General features: G+C 52.9%; 2 protein-coding genes. One reads left to right on the top strand and one right to left on the bottom strand.

What is annotated here, in order from left to right; genetic code table 11:
• Nucleotides 1-575: 575 nt before the first annotated feature.
• Nucleotides 576-893, top strand: a complete 318-nt coding sequence (locus K290_RS0133275; RefSeq protein WP_004119995.1) for an integration host factor subunit beta — start codon at nucleotides 576-578, stop codon at nucleotides 891-893.
• A gap of 743 nt (nucleotides 894-1,636) precedes the next feature.
• Here K290_RS0133275 and K290_RS0133265 read toward each other — a convergent pair.
• Nucleotides 1,637-1,888 (bottom strand): hypothetical protein, encoded by a 252-nt coding sequence (locus tag K290_RS0133265; protein WP_120764172.1) that lies wholly within the window; start codon nucleotides 1,886-1,888, stop codon nucleotides 1,637-1,639.
• Nucleotides 1,889-2,129: the final 241 nt, after the last annotated feature.

Raw genomic sequence — 2,129 nt, 5'->3', positions numbered from 1 at the left:
CGCTCATCAGCCTGCCAGCAGCAAGCTGATACTCATCCGACCCTCTGGGATGAGCCGTGGTCGTCTAAGCTACACCACGTCCTGGGACATGATCAGCGGTCCTCGCCGCACGAGCATGAAAACACTCCTTGCTATGGCTGCCGTCCCATCATGACGGAATGGAAAAGCACGGGCGATAAACTCCAGTACAACGGCACTCGCAGCCCACATGTTCAGCGCGATGACCGATGGCGCTTCTTCCGCCGCGCACTCGTCACGACAGTCAGGCTAATATGTTCACATCATTTCTGACTGCGTGCATATCGTGGGTCATCTGGAAGCTCTGGCGAGGACGGCTGGGCCTACGTGCAGGCTGATGTCTGCCCACACTCGCTCGATAGCCACAGTAGGGAAAATCCGCCTGCAAGGCTCGCAGCAAGTAAGCATATCTGCCCATGACGGTGCTTCGTCTCTTGCAAAATTCTCACGCAAGAGGGACTTTCGACAAAGTGCCGTGCCGCTTCGCAGTTCCGCCCGGTACCGGCTAGGTTGCCTGTTTTAACGAACGTCAAGTTTTCCGTACATGAGATTGGAACATGATCAAATCCGAACTTATCGAAATTGTCGCTCATCGCAGACCCTTTCTGCATTTGAAGGATGCGGAAAGGATCGTTGATGCGATCCTCGAGGAAATGGCTGAAGCGCTGATGCGTGGCGACAGGGTTGAGCTAAGAGGGTTCGGCGCGTTCAGTGTCCGCCATCGCTTGTCGAAATCAGGCAGAAACCCAAAGACGAACACATCGATATTCGTCGAGGAGAAGTGGGTTCCCTTTTTCAAGGCGGGAAAAGACATACAGTATCGCCTGAACGCCGCGAGCAACCTCGATGCCCGAAGAATTGCTTCAAGAGGTTAGCTGCGATAGCGCTCGCACTCCAACCAATAAAGCCAACATGGGGAAGGTTATGGCAAGGAAAGTCAAATGGTTTGACGCGAACAAGAAGTACGGCTTTATAAAACTGACGATGGTGGCCCGGATATTTTCGTGCATCTCAGTGAAGCTATAAAGGCGAAGCTGCCTCATCTGACTCCAGGCGTACCCATTTCCTATACTCTTGAGATTGAAGACGGCAAAAGGTCGGCAAAAGAGCTCTCGCCAGTGACTATCAGCGCTGATCCAAAGTCCCCCGCCCGAACGATGAAGGAGCCGCCGAACGATTTTACGGACGAATTCGAAAGGGAATGGGGATTACGGCAAGCCTGAAGCTGGCTCGGTTGTTTTCCGGCCTTTAAATTCGGGCGTTGCCTTGTCTTTTCGCTTGGCCTTACAACGAAAGGCCAAGTCGATTTCTCTTGGCCGGTCCCGCTTGCAACCATTATCTGTAGCCCAGACCTTTTTGTTTCGCGCGCGAGGTTCTACGTGGCATATGATTGGAACGGCGCCAGAACACGGCGTATCAAGATATTGAAGTTCGTTGTTTCGCTCTTGATTGGTCTGACGCTCTTGGCCGGCCCTGCTATAATGCTTGTCCGTGCTCATCCCTAGGACAAACACCATGGGCCTCGAATATACCGAGATCTGGCGATGGATATCCACGACTCGCCATTGTCTCGCCAATTGCGGTGGAAAACAAAGCCCGATCGGCCCTGCCCTGTGGATCACTTGGGCATTTCCCTGTGGCGATCCAGCGCCTCAAGCACCGGGATGATTCCTTCAGCTACTTGCGGAGACAGATGCTCAAGTATGATACCGGATCGCACAACTGTTTCGAAGGAACGAGCGTCGACGACGGCGTAGGTATGATCTTCATCTTCAACTAGCGAGTAACTTTGCATGGCATGGATCTCCATAAACCTGTGCCTGACGATCAAGATGCCGGACACCGTACCGAATGATGCACTGGCCGTCACGTCTCCCGAGCGACATTAATCGAACATCGTTATCAAAGAAGACGAATTGGCCGGTCTGCCGAATTTTCGCAATATGGTGAGACCTCAATGCAACGACGCCTGCTCAGACACGCGCAGTTCATTCACGGCTGCATCGGCGATCTCTCAGAGGCTGCCTCAAAAAGAGGTGGGTGATTTCAGCAGGTTATGATTCCTTCGGATTTGCGAGATTCGATGGAGAACACGATGGCCTGGACCAAAA

Origin of the sequence: Rhizobium leucaenae USDA 9039 (assembly GCF_000426285.1) — a bacterium.
GTDB lineage: Bacteria > Pseudomonadota > Alphaproteobacteria > Rhizobiales > Rhizobiaceae > Rhizobium > Rhizobium leucaenae.
The sequence above is the reverse complement of the archived record's forward strand: the minus strand, read 5'-3'. Positions and strand labels throughout refer to the sequence as shown.

Bases quoted from the DNA above. Each gene is read 5' to 3' on its own strand.
- K290_RS0133275 (WP_004119995.1), top strand. From the start codon at position 576: ATGATCAAATCCGAACTTATCGAAATTGTCGCTCATCGCAGACCCTTT.